Source organism: Stenotrophomonas sp. 10L48, assembly GCF_056395105.1.
Genome location: NZ_JBFTIX010000003.1, coordinates 262,908 through 283,391 on the forward strand (window position 1 = coordinate 262,908; position 20,484 = coordinate 283,391).

The 20,484-nt window shown below is 63.2% G+C and carries 16 protein-coding genes and 1 pseudogene; 7 read left to right on the plus strand and 10 right to left on the minus strand.

Features of this window, described 5'->3' with window-relative positions; genetic code table 11:
- Window positions 1–22: 22 nt before the first annotated feature.
- Entirely contained in the window at window positions 23–685 is a 663-nt protein-coding gene (locus AC1DCU_RS06695; protein ID WP_223486896.1) for an exopolysaccharide biosynthesis protein, read from the minus strand.
- Between the two features lie 172 nt (window positions 686–857).
- Here AC1DCU_RS06695 and yidA point away from each other — a divergent pair, with 172 nt between their 5' ends.
- Entirely contained in the window at window positions 858–1,691 is an 834-nt protein-coding gene (gene yidA, locus AC1DCU_RS06700; RefSeq protein ID WP_442251444.1) for a sugar-phosphatase, read from the plus strand.
- A 60-nt stretch (window positions 1,692–1,751) separates the two neighbouring features.
- Here yidA and AC1DCU_RS06705 read toward each other — a convergent pair whose 3' ends face one another.
- Complete coding sequence (locus tag AC1DCU_RS06705) at window positions 1,752–2,234, minus strand: hypothetical protein (protein WP_442251443.1); 483 nt, start codon at window positions 2,232–2,234, stop codon at window positions 1,752–1,754.
- A gap of 45 nt (window positions 2,235–2,279) precedes the next feature.
- On the opposite strand from AC1DCU_RS06705, the gene AC1DCU_RS06710 reads away from it, so the two are divergent.
- The 3 genes from AC1DCU_RS06710 to AC1DCU_RS06720 all read left to right on the plus strand — a co-directional run bounded on the left by AC1DCU_RS06710 (window position 2,280) and on the right by AC1DCU_RS06720 (window position 5,860).
- On the plus strand, window positions 2,280–2,573 hold the full coding sequence (locus AC1DCU_RS06710) for a hypothetical protein (protein ID WP_442251442.1): 294 nt from the start codon (window positions 2,280–2,282) through the stop codon (window positions 2,571–2,573).
- Window positions 2,574–2,701: 128 nt separating this feature from the next.
- On the plus strand, window positions 2,702–5,017 hold the full coding sequence (locus AC1DCU_RS06715) for a TonB-dependent receptor (protein WP_442251441.1): 2,316 nt from the start codon (window positions 2,702–2,704) through the stop codon (window positions 5,015–5,017).
- Between the two features lie 540 nt (window positions 5,018–5,557).
- Window positions 5,558–5,860, plus strand: a complete 303-nt coding sequence (locus tag AC1DCU_RS06720) for a hypothetical protein (protein ID WP_234003398.1) — start codon at window positions 5,558–5,560, stop codon at window positions 5,858–5,860.
- Here AC1DCU_RS06720 and AC1DCU_RS06725 read toward each other — a convergent pair.
- The 5 genes and pseudogenes from AC1DCU_RS06725 to AC1DCU_RS06745 all read right to left on the minus strand — a co-directional run.
- Entirely contained in the window at window positions 5,857–10,203 is a 4,347-nt protein-coding gene (locus AC1DCU_RS06725; protein ID WP_282279527.1) for an AAA domain-containing protein, read from the minus strand. The two genes, AC1DCU_RS06720 and AC1DCU_RS06725, sit on opposite strands and share 4 nt — an antisense overlap.
- Before the next feature lie 36 nt (window positions 10,204–10,239).
- Window positions 10,240–10,674 (minus strand): hypothetical protein, encoded by a 435-nt coding sequence (locus tag AC1DCU_RS06730; protein ID WP_165780911.1) that lies wholly within the window; start codon window positions 10,672–10,674, stop codon window positions 10,240–10,242.
- 118 nt (window positions 10,675–10,792) lie between these two features.
- Window positions 10,793–12,298, minus strand: a complete 1,506-nt coding sequence (locus AC1DCU_RS06735) for a YifB family Mg chelatase-like AAA ATPase (protein WP_442251440.1) — start codon at window positions 12,296–12,298, stop codon at window positions 10,793–10,795.
- Between the two features lie 415 nt (window positions 12,299–12,713).
- Window positions 12,714–13,643, minus strand: coding sequence for a bifunctional helix-turn-helix transcriptional regulator/GNAT family N-acetyltransferase (locus AC1DCU_RS06740; protein WP_442251439.1), 930 nt, complete (start codon window positions 13,641–13,643; stop codon window positions 12,714–12,716).
- A gap of 80 nt (window positions 13,644–13,723) precedes the next feature.
- Window positions 13,724–14,212: pseudogene (locus tag AC1DCU_RS06745) on the minus strand (magnesium chelatase subunit ChlI family protein); the annotation flags it as partial.
- Window positions 14,213–14,313: 101 nt separating this feature from the next.
- On the opposite strand from AC1DCU_RS06745, the gene AC1DCU_RS06750 reads away from it, so the two are divergent.
- Entirely contained in the window at window positions 14,314–15,642 is a 1,329-nt protein-coding gene (locus AC1DCU_RS06750; RefSeq protein WP_442251438.1) for a hypothetical protein, read from the plus strand.
- A 312-nt stretch (window positions 15,643–15,954) separates the two neighbouring features.
- On the opposite strand, the gene AC1DCU_RS06755 is transcribed toward AC1DCU_RS06750, so the two are convergent.
- Window positions 15,955–16,680 (minus strand): prefoldin domain-containing protein, encoded by a 726-nt coding sequence (locus tag AC1DCU_RS06755; RefSeq protein ID WP_442251437.1) that lies wholly within the window; start codon window positions 16,678–16,680, stop codon window positions 15,955–15,957.
- Between the two features lie 340 nt (window positions 16,681–17,020).
- Entirely contained in the window at window positions 17,021–17,287 is a 267-nt protein-coding gene (locus AC1DCU_RS06760) for a helix-turn-helix domain-containing protein (protein ID WP_442251436.1), read from the minus strand.
- Between the two features lie 958 nt (window positions 17,288–18,245).
- Between AC1DCU_RS06760 and AC1DCU_RS06765 the strand changes: the two genes are divergently transcribed.
- Complete coding sequence (locus tag AC1DCU_RS06765; RefSeq protein WP_442251435.1) at window positions 18,246–18,725, plus strand: NIF family HAD-type phosphatase; 480 nt, start codon at window positions 18,246–18,248, stop codon at window positions 18,723–18,725.
- A gap of 48 nt (window positions 18,726–18,773) precedes the next feature.
- A complete protein-coding gene (locus AC1DCU_RS06770) occupies window positions 18,774–19,337 on the plus strand; it encodes a cyclin-dependent kinase inhibitor 3 family protein (RefSeq protein ID WP_442251434.1) in 564 nt (187 codons plus the stop codon).
- Window positions 19,338–19,586: 249 nt separating this feature from the next.
- Here AC1DCU_RS06770 and AC1DCU_RS06775 read toward each other — a convergent pair whose 3' ends face one another.
- The gene (locus AC1DCU_RS06775; RefSeq protein WP_442251433.1) at window positions 19,587–20,378 is read right to left on the minus strand and encodes a hypothetical protein; all 792 of its coding nucleotides are present in this window, start codon (window positions 20,376–20,378) and stop codon (window positions 19,587–19,589) included.
- Between the last annotated feature and the right edge of the window lie 106 nt (window positions 20,379–20,484).

The window sequence follows — 20,484 nt, forward strand, 5'->3', positions numbered from 1 at the left end:
AGGGCCGAGCCCATGCTCGGCTCTACAGCGCCGATGATCCGTTGCGGAAGCCACTGAACACCGATTCGGCCGCAAAGCCCACGCCACCCAGCAGCACACCGAAGTACACCACCGACGCCACCACGAAGCCATAGCCGGCCGCCACCGCTGCGCCATCGCGCTGGATGAAGCCGATCGCAAAGGACATCAGCGCCAGCGCCGGCAGCGTGTTGCTGAAGGGAATCGGCCCGGCCGGCAGCATCAGCAGGATCGTGGCGAACACCAGCGCCAGGTTGTTCAAGCGCATCATCTTCTTCGAGCGCACCATCGCTGCCAGCCGCATCGGCCGGGACAACCGCTCCATGCGGTGCACCCATTTCAGGGCACGGCCCAGGTTGGCTTTCAGCTTGTCGGTGGCGATCTGCTTGTCGGCCAATCGCTGCGGCACCCACAACGGACGGTCGCGCACGCGGCTCAGGCCGATCAGCAGGATGGACGCACCGAACACCGTGCTCAGCCCGGGAATCGATACTGGAATCAGGAAGATCGCCGACAGCAGGATCACCACCAGCATCAGGCCTTCGTCGCCCAGCGCATGCAGCAGCGTGCCGACGCGGATATGGTCGCCGGGCAGGCCGTCGATCAGGTCTTCAATCTGCTGGGCGAGAGGGGCGGTGTCAGTGGCGTCGGGCGCTTGGTAGGTCATGCGTCGAAAGAGTGTCCAGGGAAGGGCGGTCGATAGGGCCGTCCTGCGGTGGGGGACGCACAGGCCCCACGAGTATCCCCGGCCAGCGCCGCGCAGAGGTGAACGATGCATGAGGCCGGCGTTGCCAGGCCGCCTGGCCTAAAATGGGCGTCCCCCGCACTGGCTGAAGATGATGGACATGGGTCGCAGGCAATCGACCATCGAACTGGTCGCCATCGATATGGATGGCACCCTGCTGGACCCCGCCCACAAGCTCACCGCGCGCGTGAAGCAGGCCATCGCCCGGGCACGCGCGCTGGGCGTGCATATCGTGCTGACCAGCGGCCGCCCGGTTCCGGGGCTGGCGCCGTTCCTGCACGAACTTGGCATCGAGGGCGACGATGATTACTGCATCGCCTGTAATGGTGGCCTCGTGCAGCGCATCGGCCCGCGCGAGACGGTGGTCGAGTATCCGCTCAGCTTCGATGACTTCGTGTACTGCGAACACGTGGCCCGCGAGATTGGCGTGCACTTCCAGGCGCTCGATGCCACGCGCATGTACACGCCCAACCAGGACATCAGCATCTACACCGTGGCCGACTCGCATCTTTCGCGCATGCCACTGTCGTACCGCCGCGTGGCCGACATGGACCCGGGCATGTCCTTCATCAAGCTGATGATGATTGACGAGCCGGACGTGCTGGATGCTGCCATCGCGCGCTTGCCGGCCGCGCTGACCGAGCGCTTCGCGGTGCTGAAGAGCGCGCCGTTCTTCCTGGAAGTGTTCGACCACCGCGCCGGCAAGGGGCCCAGCCTGCAGAAGCTGGCCGAGCACCTGGGCATCGACCGCGCCAACGTGATGGCCATCGGCGACCAGGAGAACGACCTCACCATGCTGCAGTACGCCGGCACCAGCGTGGCGATGGGCAATGCCATCGATGCGGTAAAGGCCGTGGCGCGCTTCGAGACCGCCACCAACGCCGATGAAGGCGTGGCCAAGGCGATCGAGCGCTTCGTGCTGCAGTAAGAAGCCGGCAATACGAAGAAGGACGCCGCCACGCACGGTGGCGGCGTCCCACCAACGGTTTTACTGGCAGACGTACTCGTTGCCCGACTGGGCGCTCTCTACATCGAGCTCATGGTTCTGGATCTCGATCGTTTCCATGCGGGTCGAAACCACCACCGCACGGGCACCGACGTTGCAGCTGGCAGGCAGGCCGCCAGCGTAGACCTGCCCATTGATCGCATACGCCAGGCCGTAGCAGGCCGAGCCGAGCTTCTGCGAGTCGAAGTGGCAGGCATTGAGCTGGTTGTTGGCTGATGCGCTGGCGGCGTTGTAGTTGGTCGTCCAGCCGCTGAACGGATCGTTGGCGCAGGTGCCCGGGAAGTCCTGGATCGGCGTGCCGCCGGTCGTGCAGGTGTGTTCCCATGCGCTGGAGAAGGGGCTTTGCTTGAAGTACGCAGTGCGGCCGCTGTCGACCCATTGCGCGGCGGCGGCATTTTCGGCGAAGGCGGACAGGCCGAGCAGGCAAAGTGCAGTTGCGGCGAGCGGTTTCAATCCATTCAACATGACGTTCGTCCTTTGAAGTGTCGAGTTAACGCGTCGGAGCCTTGCATGGCAGCGCGTGCGGAAGGCATCGCAGATATCCGCGCGGCCGCCGCCGACATGATCATTCAGCGTCCAGGGCGGCGCAAGTCGAGCCAGGCACGAATAGTCGAAAGGCTGACCGAGCGCACAGACATCACGCTGCAACGTGCAGGTGATAGCGCGGCATCGAAAGCGATACCTGCGTATAACCGCGCTTTCCCACGGTGCAATGGCGGATGTGGCGGTCCGATGCAACACTTCCGCACGTCGAAATCACGCCATCGAATCGTTCGGCAGCTGATCGTCTTCGTCTGCCGCTGACCGGCGCGCGCGCAGCGCCGTTCCCGCCTTCAACGCAATCGCGTCACCAGCCACTGCATCGCCATCCGGCGCTGCATCGCGCTGGGCGTGCGCCTGCGTCCTCTTCTCCCTGCAACTTGGATCTGGCCATGAACACTCCACCTACGCTTCTTGCCCTGGCAATCGGCACCGCCCTCGTTGCACCGCTGCACGCTGCCGAATCCACCGACGCCGCGCACGACACCCCCGCCACCTTGAACGCGCTGCAGGTCATCGCCACCCCACGCGGTGCTGCTGTCGCGCCCACCCAGGTGGTCGGCCCGAACCGCTACGTCATCAACGCCACCGACCTGGATGCGATGGTGTCCGGCAACAACGGCCTGTCGATGCTGAAGAACGTGCCGGGTGCCAGYTACACCGCCACCGACGGGCTGGGGCTGGATATTTCCGCCACCAGCCTGTTCGTGCGCGGTTTCCGCATGAATGAAATGGGCATCACCTTCGAAGGCGTGCCGCTGAACGACAACGGCTTCCTCTCGCTTACCGGCACCAGCGTGGTCAACGTCGGTGTGCCCGATGGCATCGGTTCGATCACGGTCAGCCCGGGCGGTGCACCGGTCAGTGTGTTCTCCAGCAGCGTCAATGGCGGCAGCCTCGAGTACCGCCTGCGCGACCTGCAGGACAACCCCAGCCTGCGCATCAAGCAGGGCGTGGGCAGCAACAACACGCGGGTCACCACGGTCTCGGGCCAGAGCGGCCAGCTGGGCGAACACGGCCCGAAGCTGCTGGTCGACCTGCAGCGCGTGTCGGCCGACAAGTACCAGGGCGCCGGCACCCAGAAGTTCCTGCGCGGTGACCTGAAGGCGCAGCAGGATGTGGCGTGGGGTGACTTCACCGTGTTCCTGTCCGACAGCAAGGCCGCGGTGTGGGGCTACAACAACATTTCCTTCGACATGATCCGCAAGCTGGGCTGGAAGGCCGACAGCTTCTATCCGGACTATGCATGGGCGTACTACGTGGCCTCGCCGGAGAACGCCGACACGTCCTGCGGCGCCTACACCTGCGGCGAGCTGTCCGAGCTGATTCCCTACGACACCGGCCAGGTGACCCGCGACCGCGTCGCGTCGATCAACCATCGCTTCCAGATCACGCCCGCGCTCAGCGGCAACGTGCAGCTGTACAACGCCAACAGCCACACCCAGGCCACCTTGACCGACCCGACCGTGCCCTCGCCCAACGGCGCGCCTTTCTCCGAACAGGTACAGACGCCGCACCTCAATCGCCTCGGTGGCATGTTCAACCTGCAGTTCGAGACCGGTGCGCACACCCTCACCACCGGTTTCTGGCAGGAGAAGAGCAAGGCGGCCGCAAAGACCGAGTGGTACCAGCAGCCGCTGCTGGGGCAGGGCAAACCACTCAAGGCGACCGGGTCGTTCGATGTGTACGGGCCGGCGTTCCAGACCGACAACGCATCCAGCTGGGTGACCCGCTCGAGGCAGTTCTACCTGCATGACAATTACGCCGTCACCGACACGCTGGTGCTGGGGCTGGGCTTCAAGGCCGTGGACTTCACTACCACCGGTGGTGGCATCGGCGACGCAGCGGAGCGGCCGGTGTCCGGCACGCTTCGCGCCAAGAGCAACTTCCTGCCGCACGTGTCGCTGTACTGGAGCCCGACCGAGCGGACCGACGCCTTCATCGACCTGGTCAACACCATGAACGGCTATCGCGTGGCCCAGCGCGGCAACATCGGCTACACCGCGTCGGCCTGGACCATCAGTGACCAGAAAGAGTTCGACCGCGTGGCCGGCACCCTGCGCCCAGAGAAGAACTGGAACCTGACCGTGGGCGCCAGCCACCGCTTCGACCGCCTGACCGTGACCGGTGATGTGTTCTACAACGACATCCGCAACCGCCTGCTGTCGGCGGCCATCGGCACACAATTCGCGCAGATCAACACGGTGCGCTTGATGCCGAAGATGCACGTGATCGGCGCCGACCTCGGCATCACCGCCGACCTGACCGACCACCTGCAGTTCTACCAGGGCATCGCGCTGGCGCGCTCGTACTACGACAGCGATTTTGTGGTGGGCGATACCGTGTACCCGATCAAGGGCAACGCGCAGCCGGGCTACCCGCAGCTGTCGCTGGTCAGCGATCTGTCCGCGCACTTCGGCGACTGGCGTTTCGGTGCCACCAGCACCTCATACCTGCGCCAGCCCTTCACCTATGAAAACGACATCCGCGTGCCGACGTTCTGGCAGGTCAACGCGTACACGGCCTACACCCTGGGCCCGGACAGCCTGCTGCCGGGGCTGGAGCTGCGGCTGGACGTAAGCAACCTGTTCAACCGCAACAACATCGGCACCGCCACCATCGCCGGCTCGTCGTTCTCGGGCGACTACCAGACCCTGCAGCGCAGCGCCCCCCGGCAGGTGATGTTCAGCACCTCGATAACCTTCTAAGTAGATCCACGCCATGCGTGGATGCACTTCGCGGCAGGCTGGGTAGCGCCGGGCAATGCCCGGCGAAATCCCTCCGGCGCCGACGCGCCTTGCCAACCAAGGTTGGCATCTACCCATGCGGGCCCCCTCGCCGCACGCAATCCGGTAGCGCCGGGCCATGCCCGGCGGAATCCCTCCGGCGCCGACGCGCCTTGCCAACCAAGGTTGGCATCTACCCAAGCGGGGCCCTTCGCCGCACGCAATCCGGTAGCGCCGGGCCATGCCCGGCGAAATCCCTCCGGCGCCGACGCGCCTTGCCAACCAAGGTTGGCATCTACCCAAGCGGGGCCCTTCGCCGCACGCAATCCGGTAGCGCCGGGCCATGCCCGGCGGAATCGCTCCACCCAAGCGGGCCATCCGCCGCACTTTGCACAATCAGCACTGATATTCCGGCACCAACGCAAGGTTCCCACAATGTTGCTGGGTCATCCTGTACGCATGGCACAGCACAACCCCCGTTTCCCTCCGGTTCGCAGGCGCGCCCATGGACGTGCGCGTCCGGTGCCGTTCGCAGCACCGGCGGTCGACCTGGAGGCCGAATACCAGTTCTGGCAGGTCTATGACCGCGTGGTCCGTCCCCTGCCCGGGGGCGGGTTCCGCCTGGCCTGGCTGGTGCTGCAGGCCGTGTACCGGGCGCGGGCGCGCTATCCTGCCGACACCCACAAGGCGGCGCTGTCGCGGGTACTGTTCGGTACCAACATGACCGACGCGCGCGCGGCCGAACTGGAAGAACTCTACGGGCTGGTCAGCCGCAGGCTGGCGGCGGTGGCCGTGCGCACGCTGGCACCCGGCAGCACCGCCTAGCCCGCCTTGCAGGGCATGCAGATCCGTCCCACCCCGCCGGCACCGGCGCGCAGGTCAGGGTCGAAGAACTCTTCCTGGCTGCGGATCTGCCCACAGCGGCTGCAGACTTTCTTCTCTTTCGATTCCAGCCCCTGCACCTGCTCGATCACCTGATCGACCGCTGCCGAGCGGATCTCCGTGCCGGCCACTTCAATCAGGCGATAGAGCCGGTCGGACAGCGTCTGCACCGGGTCGCTGCCGAGGTTGAACCGGTTGATGCGCAGGAAGCGGTAGCCGTAGCTTTCCAGGGTCAGCTGGCGCTCGACATCAGCCTCCACCAGATAGCGCTCGTGGTTGCCCACATGCACCGGCTTGTCGCGGCGGAAATGGAATTCGAAGCCGTCGTACTCGATCACGATCTGCAGCGCGCCGCGCACGGTCTGCACGGTCACCAGGAAGTCCACCCGCCACGCCGGGTGCTGATAGGTCGGGTCAAGCTGGCGCAGGTAGTCGCCCACCGGGAACTGCGGAATGATCTCGACCGCATCGCCATGGGCAAGCACGAACGGCGTCTGCTGCAGCCACTGCAGCACCTTCGATTCCATCGGGCTGCGCGCATCGGTCTGCGCGGCGTCGGGCGCGGGACGGTCCAGCTGGCTGGCGTAGTAACGCAGCGCATGGCCAATCGCGCCGCGGAACGCATCCACCGGCATCGAATGGACGAACCAGATCGCCTCCTGCGCACGGGAGAAGCCGACATTCAGGCGCTGCACTTTCAGCTTGTCTTCCACCGCATCCACCGCGCCGCTCAGGCTGACCGGGAAGATGTAGTTCAGCGCATCCTGGCCGGCAGTCGCCACCATCGAATAGAAGATCAGCCCGCGTTCCTCACCCTGGCAGGAGTCGACCGTCATCACCTTCAGGCGAAGCCGCTCTTCGAACTCGCGGCCGCGCGGATGGTTGAACAGCGTCTTGGACAACAGCGTCTGCTGCTCGCGGAACGGGGTGATGATGCCCACCGTGGGCGGCGCATCCGTATCCAGCAGTTCCACCAGGCGCTCGGCGATGAACGCCGCTTCGGCGTCGTTGGTGCTGCGGCTGGTGCGGTGCCCACTGGCATCGACCTGGCTGAAGCGGATCACTTCCTGCAGCGGCCGGCTGCGGATCTTCAGCGCCTGCAGCTGGTGGTTGTAGAAGGTGGAGGACGAGAACCCGATCAGTTCCGCATAGCTGCGGAAATGCTTGCGCAGCATCACCGAGTACGAGGCCGAGAGCGAGCAGAACTCCAGCACCGAGCGCTTCACATCGAACATGGCCAACCGTTCCAGCACGTCGGCCTGCTGGCTGACGTTGGTGCGGAAATAGTTGACCAGGTCCGAGCGGTACTTGTCGTTCAGCGCGATGCTGGCGTTGGCAGCCTTGACGTTGGAGAACTGCTTGGAATCGCCCAGTACCACCACCTTGCGCGCGCGCAGCAGCGCCGGCAGCGCCTGCGCCACCGAGACCTGCGAGCCTTCGTCGATCACCAGCACGTCGAACAGGTCCGGCGCCAGCGGCATGTATTCGCCGAACTCGCGGATGCTGGCGATCATCACCGGGAACGACTCGCGCACGCTCTCGAACTTGTCCACCGGGAATTTCTGCCGGTTGGCGATCACGCCCGCCAATGCCCGCGCATCGGCGCGGTGATGATCCATGAAGCTGATCAGGCGCCCATCCACATGGGCATTCATCACCGAGGTGTTCAGGCGCTCCAGCTTGGTCTTGGTGCCCACATAGTCGTACTGCGGCGCGTCGACGAAGGCCTTGCGTGTGGCCATCCAGCCCTGCAGGAAGCGCAGGGTCAGTGCCCACAGTGCGGGATCGTCCTTCGGCTCGGCCAGCAGGGCCTCGACGATGGCCGGATTGAGCCTCGCCAGCAGGGTCATCGCCTGCCGTGCAACCGCCGCACCCGGGCCCGGCGCGGCGCCGTGGGCGATCTGCCGATAGCTGGCCGGCAGCTGCGTGCCCAGGCCTTCGGCCTCCAGCTTCATGCGCAGCGCGTTTGCGCCCTGCACGATGTCCTGCAGGGCGGCTGCATCCTGCTTGAGCAGCAGCGGGCGGGCGGTGCCGAGCTGGTTGAGCTGAAGCTCCAGCCCGCGCACCGCATTGCCACGCAGCAGATAGCCCAGCAGCGGCATCTTCAGCTGCTGGTACTGCAGCAACAGCGTGCCCAGCAGCCGTATCTGCTCGGCATCCAACGACTCGAACAGCGCCCAGCCGTCAACCGGTCGGTCGGCAAGAAAGGCGGTGGTCACCGCATCGCGGCGGATACGTTCGTCCAGCGACGCCGGCGTGTAGTCGGTGCTGCCGAACAGGTCGGCAAGATAGGCTTCCAATGCATCCGCCTGCGCGGTCACCGCTTCCAGCTCGGACAGCACGTTGGCATCCATCACCGCGTGTACCTGCTGCAGCACCGCGGGGGCGCGCTCGCCCAGCGCCGCTTCCTGCTCGTGCATGGTCTTCACTGCAGCAAGCGATACACGCCCCAGCGTCTGCACGGTGTTGGAGATGGCCTGCCGCAGTGTCTGCGCCGTGTCCTGGCGCTCGCTTTCTAGTGCGGGCTGGTTGGCCTTCATGGCCTTGGCGAAGGCCGAGATCTGGCTGATCGTGCCGGTGGAGGTCAGGCGCTTGAAGTTGGCCGCCTGCTGGCCCAGCCGCAGGATCGGGTTGGGGAAATCGCGATCATGGCGAACCCGGCTCATCGCATCGGACAGCTTGTCGTACACCACGTCCAGCGCTTCGGTCTTGTCCGACAGCACCAGGCAGCTCTTCTTGTTGAAGGCGCAGTCGGCGGCGATGGCGGTGATGGTGTGCGACTTGCCGGTGCCAGGCGGGCCTTCGACCACCACGATGCGGCCCTGTGGCTCGCGCACGGCCAGCAGGATCTTGCGCTGCTCCTCGTTCAACGGAATGGGCGAATCGAACACCATGCGCTCCACCAGCGGCAGCGCATCCCAGGCCGATTCCACCCGTTCCCCGATGGGCTCGGGGTTGCGCATCAGCACGCCTTCCACCATGCCGTGGAAAAGATCCACCAGCTTCGACCCCCCATTGCGGGCCTGGTCGATGATCTCCTCGAAATCATTCAACAGCGCCTCGTCGGCGCGCTCGAACGCAGCCAGGTGCAGGGCAGGCGACAGCGCCACGGTGGCGGTGGATGCCTCGCTGGCAGACGAGGAAAGCGAGACGTCGCCGCCCAGATCCACCGCGTTGGCCACCTGCCGGAACAGCGACGCCGCCACTTCGAACAGGCTCTGCGCCGGGTCGAGGTACTGGATGCGCTCCTGGATCGGCGACACCCACTCGCGGGCCATGCCCACGGCCAGTTCCTGCAGCACGAAGTCGATCGCGCGGCGGTTGGCGAACAGGCGGTTGCTGAGGGTCAGGGTGTAGCCCGACCCATCCTTGGCCCGCACCACGTCCAGCGGCAGGTAGAACACCGGGTACTGCACCCCCGCGTACTTGAGCGTGCCCACGTAGAGATACAGCTGCAGGCCATCGCCGGTGGCGACATAGGTTTCCAGGTCGCGGAACTCATGGAAGGCGTCGGCCGCCACGAAGTTCTCGAAGAAGGCCATCAGCGCGCTGATCGTGCCGTCGCGGGTCAGCTGATGCTCGCAGGCCTGCTGCAGCGGCAGCTCGTCACCGGTGGCCAGCAAGCGCGCCAGCACCTCCGGCAGGGTCTGGTACAGATCGACAACGGCACGGGTGACCAGGTCCGATTCAGCCGCGTGCAGCGAATCCATCACCCAGTACGCCTGGCCCTGCAGCGGGCCGGCCAGATGCGCGATCAGCGGCCGCACCACCTGCACGCACATCGCATCCACCAGGGCGCCCTGCACCGATTCCACCCAGGCTTCCGGGTCTTCCAGTGCACCGGCCATGCTGGCGCGCGCCTTGTCCAGCACGGCCACGCGCACCGTGGCGATGGCGGTCTCGGTGATGGCGTTCACTTGTTCTTCGACGATGCGGCGCAGCGTCGCGCTGATCGGCCGGGTATAGCTGCGCGGGCCGATGGTGAACGAAAGCTCCTCGCCGGAGGGCCGGCTGAGCAGCTTCCACAACTCCTTGTCCAACGCCGGATACGGCGCGGTGCGCATGCCCGCGCGGAAGCCGGAATCGCTGGTAAGCACGATGCGGCGCCGCGGTGCCTGCGCGCGCTTGAAATCCGATTCAAGGAAATCGCGGAAGTACTGCGAGATCCGCACCGCGATTTCGCGCATCTTCGTTTCACCCAGAGGCCCGCCGCCGCCGGTTGCCGCAGGTGTCAGCGGGGTGGACGCATCGGAGGTCGGCAGGTGCGGCGGCTGGGGAGTGCTCATGTATGGCTGGGCGGGCACCTGGCAAGACAGGCACCGCTAGGGACTGGGTCCTGCATGGTCGCACGCGTCGCCCACGGCGGGGAGGGGGCCAGTGCCCTCCAGTACCGACGGCAGGATCATGTGCGACGTCAGCGATCGCCAGAACAGCGACTCGTCGTAGCTGTCGAAGTCGGTCCGGACCAGAATCGGCGACGGCAGACCCTGCGCGCGCAGGCGCAGGCGGATACTGGCCACTTCCTCGCTCAGCCCCATGCCGAACAGCACCAGCTGCACCTTCGCATCGCGCAGCACGAACGATTCCTGCAGGCGCGTGCCGAGGCCGGCCGCAAGGAACGTTCCCACCAGGTCGTAGTTGCGCCATTCCAGCACCGACAGGCCGCTGTCCACGCTGTAGATCGATTCCATGCGGATCAGGCCGCGCCGTCCTATCGTCCGTGATATCCGCTGACGGGCGGCCTCCTGCCCGCCCATGATGAGCATCCTGAGCAAAACCGCGTCTCCTTGTGTATGGGCTCGCGGAAATGGTCAGGGCGCAGGTGGCATGGCAGATATCAGATGAATCTGATTCCTTCGTGCATGCAACAGAGTGCTATGCACCTGGTTTGCCCCGGTCCAGCTGCCGGTAGCCAATGGCCTCGGCCAGGTGCGCGGCCCGGATGGTCTCGCTTTCGGCAAGATCGGCAATGGTGCGTGCCACGCGCAGGATGCGATGCATCGCCCGCGCCGACAGCTGCAGGCGCTCGATGGCTTGTTCCAGCAGGTCCTGGTCGGCTTCGCTCAAGCGCGTGCACGCGCGCAGGGCAGCAGGCGGCAGGTGCGCGTTGAGGCCACCACGCGCCTGTTGCCGCGCATGTGCCGCTTCCACCCGCGAGCGAACACTGGCGCTGGGCTCGCCCAGCGGCGTGCTCTCGCGCAGCTCCACCGCATCCATGCGGTTCACGTTGATGTGCAGGTCGATGCGATCCAGCAACGGGCCCGATACCCGTGCGCGGTAGCGGGTGATGCGCTCCTCGCTGCACAGGCAACGGTTGCTGCGGTCGCCGGCCCAGCCACAGGGGCACGGGTTCATCGCCGCCACCAGTTGAAAACGTGCCGGGTAGACCACGCTGCGCGACGCGCGGGAGATGCGGATGTGACCCGACTCCAGCGGTTCGCGCAGGGTTTCCAGCGCACTGCGATTCCACTCCGGCAGTTCATCCAGGAACARCACGCCGTGGTGCGCCAGCGAGATTTCGCCGGGGCAGGGCGGATTGCCGCCCCCCACCAAAGCCGCAGCGCTCGCACTGTGGTGCGGCGCCCGGAACGGCCGCTGTCGCCAGCGCTTCGGGTCCAGCCCTTCGCCGCTGACCGAGGTAATGGCGGCCAACTGCAGGGCATCGATCTCCTCGGAATCCGGCAGCAGGCTGGGCAGGCGCGAGGCCAGCAGGGTCTTGCCGCAGCCGGGGCTGCCGATCAGCAATAGATGATGACCACCGGCCGCCGCCACTTCCAGTGCCCGGCGCGCGAGCGCCTGCCCGCGTACATCGGCCAGATCCGGCAGCGGCAGCGGCGTGGCGTCCACGCGTTCCACCTCCGGCAGCAGGCGTGGATTGCCCAGCCCGGCGCAGCATTCCAGCAGGGTGCGCGCCACGCGCACATCGGCGTGCTGGGCCAGCGCGGCTTCAGCGGCATTGCCCGGGGGCACGATCAGGATGCGTCCGGCTTCGGCGGCGGCAATGGCGGCCGGCAGTGCGCCAGACACCGCGCGCAGCTCACCGGTCAAGCCAAGTTCGCCGAGGAATTCGTACTGCAGCAACGACTGCGGATCAACCTGGCCACTGGCAGCGAGGATGCCCAAGGCAATCGCCAGATCGTAGCGTCCGCCTTCCTTGGGAAGATCGGCGGGGGCGAGGTTGAGGGTGATGCGCCGCTGCGGGAAATCGAAGCGCGCACAGAGCAAGGCGGCACGTACGCGCTCGCGTGACTCGCGCACGCTGGTCTCGGCCAAGCCGACAATCTGGGTAACCGGCAGACCACCGGAGAGATGCACCTCGATTCGTACCAACGGGGCGTCGACTCCGGCGCGGGCACGGCTGTGGACCAGCGCCAGGCTCATGTGTGGTTTCCTGCGGAGGGGCGCTTGATGGTGGGGCGGCGCGCTGCGGGTAGCCATCGGGACTTTCAGGTGGTGCGACTAGGGGGATTCCGACCATTGGGGGGAAGCGGGAATTTCGAGAGGGCACCCTGCGGCGATGCAGGGCCCCGTTTTCCGTCTCGGTTCGTTGGGCGGAAGCGAGAATTGTCGGCACGTGCCCGTGTGCTTGCGACGGGTGAGAACGCGCCACTTAGTCGGGCAGTCGACTCCACGATGCGGCAGCTGAGTGGCGAGTTGCCAGGTACCACTCTCTGCAAGTAGTGGCGCTAAATGTAGTGGCGCTAAGTGGCTGTGCTGATCGGAAGAAGCCGGCCCGATAGGACTCCCGCTCCGTAATCTTCCGGACGAGGGGCGCCTCCTGCGCCGTTGCTTCTGCTCAGGCCAGGTCGCGGGCCCACACCTGGCTGGTCTGGTCACTGCCGAAGCTGTGGTGGTGCTCTTCCTCCACCAGCGAAAAACCGGTCTTCTCATACAGGCGCACCGCATCCAGCAGCACCTTGTTCGTCCACAGCACCATGCGGGTATAACCGGCGGCACGCGCAAAGCCGATGGCTTCTTCCACCAGGCGGCGGCCGACGCCCAGGCCCCGCGCGCTGGCATCCACGTACAGCATGCGCAGCTTGGCCGTGGTGGCATCGTGGCGCACCACGAACACCGAGCCCACCATCTCGCCCTGGCGGTCGGCGATCCAGCAGCGGTCGGAAGTAGGGGCGAACTCGCGCAGGTACTTGCCGACGATGTCAGCCAGCAGCGCCTCGAACTCCTGGTTCCAGCCGTACTCCTGCGCGTACAGCCGCGCCTGCTTGTGTACCACCAGGCCCATGTCACCCGGCTGCGGGGCGCGCAGCACAACATCTGCCGGGCGCGTATCCAGCAGTTGCCCGATGCGGTCCATCGCGTCCACCAGCGCCTGCTGCTGCGCCTCCGGCAACGGCGCCAGCATGGCCAGCACTTCCTGGCGCGACGCCTCTTCGAAAGGCTGGAACGTCTGCCGGCCAAGCGCGGTCAGCGCCAGCAACTGCGAGCGAGCGTCGTCCGGGTGGGGTGTCTTCTCCAGTAGCCCCTGGCTCTCCAGCGTGGCGATCACGCGGCTGAGATAGCCGGCGTTGAGGCCCAGCTCCGTGCGCAGGTCCAACGCCCGCGCTGCCCCGCGGCTCGACAGTTCGTACAGCACACGCATTTCCGTCAGGGAAAACGGGCTGCCCAGCAGGTGGTCCTGCAGCACGCCGATGCGGCGGGTATAGAAGCGGTTGAAACGACGCACCTGCTCGGCGCGGTCGAGGGCTTGGCTGTGCTGGGCGGGCATGGTGGTTGTTCTTTTATTGCCTGAGGCAACTAATATTGTGTGCCTCAGGCAAGCAAGTCAACAGTGTGAGGCCGGGGCCGCTATGTGCCTGGCTTGCCCCGGTCCAGCTGCCGGTATCCAATGGCCTCGGCCAAGTGTGCGGTCTGGATGGTCTCGCTTTCGGCAAGATCGGCAATGGTGCGTGCCACGCGCAGGATGCGATGCATCGCCCGCGCCGACAGCTGCAGGCGCTCGATGGCCTGTTCCAGCAGGTCCTGGTCGGCTTCGCTCAAGCGCGTGCACGCGCGCAGGGCAGCAGGCGGCAGGTGCGCGTTGAGGCCGCCGCGCGCCTGTTGCCGCGCATGCGCCGCTTCCACCCGCGAGCGAACACTGGCGCTGGGCTCGCCCAGCGGCGTGCTCTCGCGCAGTTCAACTGCATCCATGCGGCTCACGTTGATGTGCAGGTCGATGCGGTCCAGCAGCGGGCCCGATACCCGCGCGCGGTAGCGGGTGATGCGCTCGTCGCTGCACAGGCAACGGTTGCTGCGGTCGCCCGCCCAGCCACAGGGACACGGGTTCATCGCCGCCACTTTAGTGGGGGTAGACATAGTGTCATATATATGGCCGAGCGAATTTGACCGATCAACTGAAAGGCCCATAAATTGGGCAGGTTCGACATTGAGTCCACCGAATGAGTCCGGCGCCGCTGCCATATCGCCCTTGGCGTATCATCTACATACCTATCGTGGAACGCCGCGGCGGGCTCTTCCCTTTTCTGTTCCTGAAGAACGGCCTGCCGAGTGCTACGGCGGCCCTCTGGGCACGAGCGCTGAGTTCAGAGAACTGGAGTGATTCCAAGATCGAGGAACACCTACGAGCCGTAGGTACCTTCTACGCATTCTGCCAAGCGAAATGCGGCGTTCAAGCGCCCCTTGAACGAGACCTCTACGTGCTCGTCCAGGAGTACGCGGAGGCTAGATTTCGCGGTACGTTGACCGCCGGTGAAGACACGCATGGCCTTTACTGGGGCCGAGTCCGAATCTCGACTGTCAGTGAGGAGGTCCGCGCCCTTGATCGTTATTCGAGGTTTGTGGCCAAGCTCCACGATTCGCCGGTCTTCAACCCAGATGAGCATGACATCGTTAGGGTTGCGCGGTTCTATCGAGCCGCCCGCGAGGCTGGCTGTAGTGATGCGATGGTCCACTTACGAGGGATACGCCGTCGGCGGAACAGGGAGACTCTTGAGATCAACCGGCGCATGACCGAGACCGACACCTCGAAGATGCGAGCTAAGCATCTCTCGCCGGCGGAGATGATTGAAGTCATTGACCGAGGGGTCCAAGCGCCGAGAGACAAGATGTTGATGCTTTTGCTCGGCTATGCAGGCCTTCGCATCTCTGAGCCTTTGCACCTCTATGTTAATGATGTCGTCGAGCTATTCCGCGAGTCGGGTGCCTCGAAAATTCGCTTGGAGCATCCCGTAAGCGGTAGATACGAATCGTCGACCAATGAGGACAGGTCTGGCTTCCTCGAAAGGAGGTACGGGCGTCTCCCCCGAAGCGAAATAGGAAGGGGGCATCGCGAGTTCGCGGGATGGAAAGGAATGCTCTTGACTGAGTCCGACCCTGCGAATCGATATGCCTTCTGGTTGGAGGAGCGAATCGTTGGCACGTACTTTCGCCGCTGCCTTGAAGCGTACTTTGACGATCACAAGGCGTTGCTCAGGACGGGGCGACTTCGCCACCCGTACCTATTCTTCAACACGAAACGTCGTGGGGCATCGAACAGCTATGGTCAGCCGATGAGCCTTTCGGGCGCACACGAGTTGGTCGAGAGCGCGTTCAAGCGAGTTGGGATCAGGGCCGGCTCGCATGCCTGTAGGCACCATTACGGCTTCTACGCCGCTGACGTGCTCCAGATCCCTCAAGAGACTCTGATGAGGATGATGCACCACAGCTCGATTGCGGCGCTTAAGATAGCTGGAAGATGCAGCGCATGGCGACTCCAAATTCGTCTTTAATCTGCCTGCCCGGGTGATTTACAACATTGGAGTTCCGCGAGCGAGAGATCGAGCGATGCATCAGCACCACTGCTGTGACAGAGAGATCTGCAACAGTCCCAACTACTGACGCACCACTAGCTTGGTCGATGCTGCAAACGGGTGCTCTACGCCTTGCTACCGTTTGGCGCGGCAGAGAGATCGGCGGATCAATTGAGTCCAGGTTCGTGCCGTCGAGGCCTGAAGGGCGCCACAGCCTGTGCCTACAAGCTTCGGCCCGGGGCACTACATCGGTGCGCATTTTCCTCCTTGCACTACTCCGGAGCCGTTGTTCTAAATGGGTTGTCTTATCATCTGGACTTGAGATGGATGGGCTGAGCAAGTCTGAAGAGCGACCCGAATCTGGGAGATATTCTGTTGGATCTGCGCTGAGCGCCTTCTAAGATCCTCGAGTTCGCGCCGCATTTCAGCCTCCCGCTGCGGAGTCACCCTCTCCTGGTACGCCATCGTAGAGTCTCCGCCGTTCTGGATGATCTTTTCCAGTTGCTCTTGTGCAGATTCTTGAGCGAACAGATCATCCCTGAGCCTCTGGCAGGATCCTGCGGCAACGACCGCTAAAGCCTCCTGTCTTGCCAGCTCGGTCTGGGCACCCTGCAGCTTGTTGGCTAATTCTGATTTCTCACTGGTTAGCGTCCTGATAGACGAATCGAGAAGCGCAATCCTTCGGTCCAAGTCTGAAATCGCCGTTTCATGCACGGATCGGGGTACATAGCTGCGCTCTATCTCGGAGTTCCTTGTCACCGTACTTGAGTCGTAGACGCGGAAGCCAAAGTAAGTAAGGAATGAAGCAATGCCTGAAAGAACGACCGCAGTTAGGACGATTGTTGAGCCGACAGGATGACTCTTGATGATCTCCAGTGGAGAGCGAGAATTATTGTCGACAGCCAGTGATGACTGATTGAGCTTAGATTGTGCTGATCGAGTGTCGGCTGCGCTAGGAACAGAGGTCGGTGATGGCTCATTCTTCGCCGCAGGATTGTTTGCATCGGTCGGGTCCATTGACTTCGTCGTCCTAAAGGGCTGCTCATACAATGCCAGATTCTGACTGCGGTGCGCCTACCCAGGCGTCAGATGACGGTAGCGAACACGGATGCCCCTGATGGTAGATCCGGGCCAAGCCAAACCAGGCAGGGCGTTTCAGATCGTTGAATCCCATTCTTGGTGCTAGGGCTCGGACTGATATGTCCCATGCAAGTCGTCATGGGCCGGATCGGCAGCTAGAGTGAGTGCGCAAAAGGCCCTTCCGATCCCGGGGCAATTCGGTCGCAGCTGTGCCACTAAGCTCAACATTCCGGCTATTGCTGGATGGTGCAGTGCCGTGGCAACGCCACTCTCCGTACTAAATCTGATTAGTCCGCACGCTCTGCAGCATCCTCAAGACCTGCTCGGCAACTTCAGCCGAGGAGAACCCTAGGGCGGAAGCGATGAGGCAAAACTCCAATACGTCCAGGCGCCTTGCCCCAGACTCAACGGAAGAGATCCTCTGCTGAGGCCACCCCAGATGGGAGGCCAGCTTGGTCTGACTGATAGCCAGCGAGTCACGTCGCTCGCGAAGCTGGCCGACCAACCGAAGGTACGCACTTTGGTAGATCGTTTTCGTAGCCATTGCATCCGCCTGAAGGAGCGGAACGCAATCTATGGCTGAGTAGTCGCTACATGAAAATTGTGTAGGCGTCTTTCCTCCAGCTTGATAGCATCAAAGCTGGTGGAACTGCCGAGGATCGAGTGATCTATGGGCGTAACCAACAGACCCTCATGTCCCCGTGGCCAGACCTCGATGCGCTGCTCGTATCGCTTGGGCCGTTTTACGCGTGCGCGTGGTGTGCGTTGGAGCGCTCGACCTCGGTCTCTGCCCCCATTGCCGCTGACCCTGCAGTCGCGCAGCACCTGCTGCTATTCCTTAAGGCTGCGGGTGTCCTGGCTGAGGTGGCCTCATCGGGAAGTTCTGCGAGACGCTCTCTCTATGACCCCATTCGCTGGAACTATCGGGATTGCGCTGAACTACCAGGCAATCTGGAAGTCTCGCTAACCGACTCACTGAGGGCTTGGTATCCCTCGCTTGCAGCGCCTGACCGGCAGTGGCTCTGGCGGCAGCTTTCCGATCGCGAAGCGAGTGCGTACCTCGTCGCACTTCTACGTAAGCACAGGATTGGGTTCAGTACGCCGAAGAGATCGTGAGTTTGCACGAGGAGGAATGGAGCGAGCTTAGCTTGGGGCGCAAGAGGTACGTACTGTGGTCATCAGTTCGCGGAGCGGCTAGTCACTTCCTGAGCACCGGCGGCGACGAATCTGCGGCAGTGACTGTGTTAAAGCGTGAGGTCCGGAGCCGGACACGCTGGCTCTCCCTCAAGCAGGCGTCGGGCGTGTTGGACAAGTCTGACTACTGCTTCATGCCAGCCCCTGCCTGGAGGCGGCCGCTGATGGTCGACGTCGCACTGGAATGCCTATTGCCGATTGGCGACGACTACTGGCTCGCCCCGCCGATTCTAGTAGGTCAGTGAAGAACGCCCCAGAACCATCCTGCTGCCTCACGACATGCGCAAACTTGGACAGGATCCCATCAAATGCGTCCGACTATCCTTGCCTTAGATCTAGAAGGGACGCTGATCTCCAATGCGGTCAGCCAGATTCCACGGCCTGGGCTTCTAGGCTTCCTTGATCATGCTCGGAGTACCTTCGGCGAGGTTGTGCTATTTACGACCGTGCCGCAGCCAAGTGCGCTGAAAATTGTGTCACTCCTGGCGGCAGAGGGGCACGCGCCACCGTGGTTCGCCGATGTGCGATACGTCGAATGGACAGGCTCTACTAAGGATCTTCGGTTCGTGAGTCCGCGGCACGGCCAGACGCTGCTGTTGGATGACTACGCCCGCTACGTTCACCCGGGCCAACTCGAGTTCTGGGTTGAAGCACCACTATTTACGTCGCCTTACCTTGCTGATGACGATGGGTTGCAGGTCGCGCAGAGGAGAATCGAAGAAAGGATAACCGTGCTCTCCAGCTCGTCGGATAAGCCGCCGAAAGCACCTCCTCACAGACACACATGAGATCCCTATGGAGGATGCTGTTCCCCCCCTTAAAGCGAAGGAGTTGCAGTGATCAGAACCAGCCTTTCCCATCCTCTTGAGATAGCAACTCTACTGGTTGGCCAGCGCGGCGGTGCCATCGGAGTGACGTTCGCACCAGGCAAGCATCAGAGCACTGCTATGACAGGCTCATGGTCAAGGGATCTAGACATAGATCTGCGGGCACTACGCGCTTGGGGCGCTAGCCATCTCATCAGTCTGCTTGAGCCATACGAGTTCAAGGAGCTCCAGATCCCTGCTCTGCCGGAGCGTGCAGCAATATATGGCATTCATTGGTACGGACTGCCGATCGTGGATGGCAGTCCGCCTAACACGTCCTTTCTCCAGAAGTGGAAGAAGTTGGAGCTGTCCCTCTGCAACGAGCTACGCGAGGGGAGAAGGGTTGTCGTCCATTGCAAAGGTGGATTGGGCAGAGCGGGCACCGTCGCTTGCATGCTCCTCCTAGCTAGCAGAGAGTCGCTGAGTAGCGAGGATGCAATCAAACGTGTGAGGGGCGTGCGCAATGGGGCTGTTGAGACATTGGAGCAGGAGCAATTCCTCCACCACTGGGCATCCGCTCTCCCGACCATGTAGGAGGCTGAAATCAATCTGGGCAACCTCTCACCGCCTATGCAGCCTCTCGATGTGACCAACGCCGAGCCGGGCACCGGTACTACGAGTGTCATGGCCAGACATCCACAGCCGGCCGCCCGGAAGGTAATTCCCTGCCTCGCCGAACGAGATGCGCTGGCGCCGACTCGAGCTCTTCCCATGGCTTCGCGGGAATCCGCTCACGGCTCTATAGCGCCTTCGATGCGAAGCGGGTTCGGCTTGAATGAATTGTTAGCTCTCGCCGTGTGCGGCCCGCTCTAGGCGCCTATACCCACTTCGTTCTTCCGGCTGCAGCTTCAAATCGTCACCCTTTGCGCTCCTAATCGATTGCTCCGAGCTACCAACCGAGACCGTAGCAACGGCCAAATACTTGGCGCCGCCTGCTGCTCCTGCCAGAACTTTAGTGACGAGATCTTTATCGAAGTTCAGATCAAGGCCGCGGAAATAGCGCATGATGATCTGCTCGGCAAGCCTGTAGCCAATTGACTCGAGGGCTCGACCCTTTTCCTCGTAAGCAATTGCATGAACACTGGGGACTACAATGGCAGAAGACTTATCGGCGTAGCCGTGGCAACAGTGAAGCTCTTGTGCTTCACCGCATACATGGCAGTCGAAGTAACAAATCGATGCGAACTGCGAAAACTCCGTTTGCACTGGGTCATGGTCGTACAGCAGAAGCTGGTGATTCATGGAATTAGCTTCTAGCCCTATAAGTTGCTTCCATTTCAGCGCGTCGAATTTTCCGGATTCGTAGATTCTTTTTGCCTCTAAGAAGCCGACTCCCTGCAGCGTATTACCATTGTCGAATCTCAAGTCAATGAGGAAGGCAACATCTCCGTTCTCTTCTTCCAGCGCTCCGTCCATTTTATAAGCATCCCAGCTTACGTCTACAGGACCATGACGAGCGGGCGCCAGCGACGGCCATGCCTGGGACAACTCGCTCAGCCAGCTATAAGTAATGTGATCTTCGTTCCAGGCTCTTGGATAGCAGCCTCGGATACATTTATCCAGAAGCTCATCCACGGCCTCGAGTATGTGAAAGCAGGGTGGAGATAGATGCATGTCCGTCCTTGAGAGCTAACTAACTAATAAATGGGCCCGCGGGTCCGGCTATATGACTTATGCACAA